Raw genomic sequence first — 3,439 nt, forward strand, 5'->3', positions numbered from 1 at the left:
TCGGCTGCGCCCGCCGGCCGAGCGCCCGGACGCGGGCGACCAGCTCCGCGAACGCGAACGGCTTCGGCAGGTAGTCGTCGGCGCCGCAGCCGAGCAGCCCGTCCACGCGGTCCTCGACCGCCCCGGCGGCGGTGAGCATCAGCACCCGCGCCGGACCGCCGGACGCGGCCAGCGACCGGCACACGTCGTCCCCGTGGACGACCGGCAGGTCGCGGTCGAGGACCACGACGTCGTACCGGTTGACCGACGCGCGCTCCAGCGCGGCCGCGCCGTCGCCCGCGACGTCCACCGCCAGGCCCTCGCGGCGCAGCCCGGCCGCGACCGTCTCGGCGAGATCGCGATGATCCTCCACCACCAGCACGCGCATTCGCCCTCCTCCGCGTCCGGCCGACCGCCCTCCGCCTCCGGCCGTCCGCCCCAGCATCGCGCCCGGCCGGTTACAGCGGCGTGAAGGCCGCCGTTCCCGCCGGGTAACCGGCGGCGCTGTTGAGTTCCGTGGCGAGGGCGGTCGCCGACCGCCACGGACGAAGGAGCACCATGCGGATCCCTCTCCCCCGACGCGGCGTACTCGTCGCGGTCCTCGCGACCGGTGTCGCCGGGACGGCCGTCGCGTCCGCCGCGGCGGACGCGCGCCCCTCCACCGCCCACCCCGCACTCGCGACACCCTCCGCCTCACCCTCCGCCTCACCCTCCGCGACGCCGTCCGCGTCGTCGAGCGCGTCGTCGAGCGCGGCTGCGGATAGGGCCGCGGCGTTCAGTGCGTGTGTGCGCGCTCGCGGCGTTCCCGGTTTCCGGGGCGTCACCGTGTCCGCCGACGGCCGTCTCACCCTGCGGGGCGGCGCGGACGTCTTCTCGGAGCGGTACCGGGCGGCGGCGAAGGCCTGCGCTCACCTGCTGCCCGAGGGGAGCGCGCTGCCGCCCGTCCCGTCACCGCCGTCCGTCTCGGCGCCGTCGGTCCCGTCGAGCGGGGACGTGCGGCCGCCCGTACCGCCGAAGCCGACTCCGCCCAGCGTCTCCTGACGCACCGCCGCGCCCGCCCTGCCCGTCCCGCCCGGTACGTCCCAGGGCATGTCCTCGGCGGGACGGGCCCGTCAGTCGCTGGGGCAGACCCCGGCGGCAGGTGCTCACCTACATCGTCTCTGTCAGTCGGTGAAGAGGAGCCGGATCACCGGGCCCGCCGCGGCCTCGGGGTCGTCGCCGAGGCCGTCGGGGAACGCGCCGCTCAGCCAGAGGTGGGCGAAGCCGTGCACGATCGACCAGGCGGCGATCGCGGCCGTCTGGTCGCCTTCGGCCCGGCCGGGGGCGACGCTCCGGGCGCCGCGCGCCAGCACCTGGTTCGCCCGCTGCCGCGCGGCGGCCACCTCGGGATCGTCCGCCCGGTAGAGCTCGGGGCGGAAGATGACCTCGAAGTGGGCCCGGTGGTCGACGGCGAAGCGGACGTAGGCGATCCCCACGTCGTAGAAGTCGTCGCCGGCCCGCTCCAGGGCGTCCGCGAAGAGGGCGTACCCCTCGGCGGCCACGGCCGTCAGCAGTCCCGTCTTGTCGCCGAAGTGGTGGGCGGGCGCGGCGTGCGAGACGCCCGCGCGGCGGGCCAGCTCGCGCAGGCTCCAGCTCGCCGGGCCCGACTCGGTGATCGCGCCGACCGCGGCGGCCATGATGGCCCGCCGCAGGTCGCCGTGGTGGTAGCTCGGCTCGGTCACGCGGCACAGCCTATCTTGCCATTGACAAGTCGGGGGTCTCCGAGGCAATCTTGTCAGTGACAAGATTTGTCTCGCAGCAAGGACGCGCCATGCCGACCCTTCCCTGGATCCAGCCTGAGCCAGCCGCCCCCGATGCCGAGGTGCTGGTCATGGCCTCGCGCCTGGAGGTCCGCTCGCTCCGCCACGTGCCGGGCTTCCTGCTCGCCTCGCTCGCGCTCCTCCGCCAGGCCCGCGGCTCGGACGGCGCCCACGGCGTCACGCTGAAGGCCGAGCCGCTGAAGCGCACCTTCTGGACGCTTTCCGCGTGGCGCGACCGGAAGGCGTTGCAGGACTACGCCGCCGCCGAGCCCCACGCCGGAACGATGCGCCGCAAGCGCGCGGTGATGCGCGACTCGGCCTTCGTCTTCTGGACGGTCAAGGGCGCGGACCTCCCCATCGACTGGGACGACGCCCAGCGCCGCCTCACCGAGCGGCGCTCCGCCGCCTGACCCCGCCGGCGCAGGAGCGGCGGTCCTCGGGGTTGCGTTCGCGCCCAGTGGTCAGGCGGGTTCCCGGTCTGCGGTCGGGCGCGGTCAAGCGGGGTCCCGGTCTTGGGCGAAGGCGCGGAGCCGGGGCAGGTCGACGACCGTGATGCGGCGCCAGCCGGTCCTGATGAGGCCCTCGCGGCGCAGGCCGTTCAGCGCGCGGGCGACGGTCTCGCGGGACGCGTCCATCCAGCTTCCCAGCTCCTCCTGGGACAGCGGGGGCCCGATGTCGATGCTGCCGTCCGCGGCGGGCGGCGCGTGCTGCGCGGACAGCTCGGCGAGGTCGGCGAGCAGGGACGCGAGCCGCTGCGTCCCGCGGCTCGTGACGTGCGCCCGCAGCCGCCGGTCGGAGTCGTCCAGGCGCTGCACGAACGTGCCGGTGACCAGCATCCACACCTCGGGGTGCGCGTCGAGGAAGCCGGTGAAGCGGGCCGCGGGCACGACCAGCGCGCGGATGGGCGACAGCGCGGTGATGGTGGCCGACCGGGTGCGGCCGGCGAGGACCGCGCTCTCGGCGAGCAGGTCGCCGGGTCCCCGGACGGCGAGCACGACGTCGTGGCCGTCCTCGGTGGCGGAGGTGACCTTCGCCCAGCCCCGCTCGATGATGATGACGTGGTCGGACTCGTCGCCCTGGTAGACCAGCGGCGCCTTCACCGGGTAGTTGCGCGGCCGGCCGACCGAGCGGAGCGCGGTCTGCTGCCCCGAGCCGAGCGAGGCCCAGAATCCCGGGCGCGGAGCGGGCGCGCCCGCGGACGCGCGCGCCGGTCCGTCCCGCTTCGAGGTCCCGGCCATCTAGCCGCCCGCGAGCCCGTTCGTCTGCGGTCGCAACGGTCCTCCCGAGATGCCTGGGGTGGCGGTTGCTTGCACCGTAGACCAGCGTCGACGGTAAGGGAAAGGGGCGCGCGCACGCCGACGGGGCGGGATCCCGCGGATCCCGCCTCGGGCGGGCCGTTCTCCGGCCGGACGCGCGGCGGTGACCCGTGCGGCGGGCACCGGGACGCGGTCTGCCTGCGGGTCACCGTACCGGCAATGGCCGGTGAAAGTGTGACGGAACATCACACTGTTCGGATATCGACCGCCGGGACAGGAGCGCCGCGGCGACCGGCCGTGATGCCCGCGGCGTGCCTCAGGGGTCCGGGCGGTCGCGCAGGGACGCGAGGTCGGGGCGGCCGCCGGGGTGGCGCACGGTCGCGCCGGCGGCGGCGACGGCGAGCC

The 3,439-nt window shown here is 75.7% G+C and carries 5 protein-coding genes; 1 reads left to right on the forward strand and 4 read right to left on the reverse strand.

All coding sequences use genetic code 11. From position 1 onward, the window contains the following. The 3 genes from E1300_RS48525 to E1300_RS48535 form a co-directional block, all read right to left on the reverse strand. On the reverse strand, positions 1-367 hold a 367-nt coding region (locus tag E1300_RS48525), incomplete at its 3' end, for a response regulator transcription factor (protein WP_131764007.1). Positions 368-887: 520 nt separating this feature from the next. Then, a complete protein-coding gene (locus E1300_RS48530; protein WP_131764008.1) occupies positions 888-1,070 on the reverse strand; it encodes a hypothetical protein in 183 nt (60 codons plus the stop codon). Positions 1,071-1,142: 72 nt separating this feature from the next. Then, complete coding sequence (locus E1300_RS48535; RefSeq protein ID WP_242619895.1) at positions 1,143-1,700, reverse strand: TetR/AcrR family transcriptional regulator; 558 nt, start codon at positions 1,698-1,700, stop codon at positions 1,143-1,145. Positions 1,701-1,789: 89 nt separating this feature from the next. Here E1300_RS48535 and E1300_RS48540 point away from each other — a divergent pair, with 89 nt between their 5' ends. Next, complete coding sequence (locus E1300_RS48540; protein WP_131764009.1) at positions 1,790-2,188, forward strand: DUF3291 domain-containing protein; 399 nt, start codon at positions 1,790-1,792, stop codon at positions 2,186-2,188. 84 nt (positions 2,189-2,272) lie between these two features. Here the strand turns inward: E1300_RS48540 and E1300_RS48545 are convergent, their stop codons facing one another. Further along, on the reverse strand, positions 2,273-3,016 hold the full coding sequence (locus E1300_RS48545; protein WP_131764010.1) for a Crp/Fnr family transcriptional regulator: 744 nt from the start codon (positions 3,014-3,016) through the stop codon (positions 2,273-2,275). Between the last annotated feature and the right edge of the window lie 423 nt (positions 3,017-3,439).

Source organism: Actinomadura fibrosa (assembly GCF_900659615.1).
Classification (GTDB): Bacteria; Actinomycetota; Actinomycetes; order Streptosporangiales; family Streptosporangiaceae; genus Spirillospora; species Spirillospora fibrosa.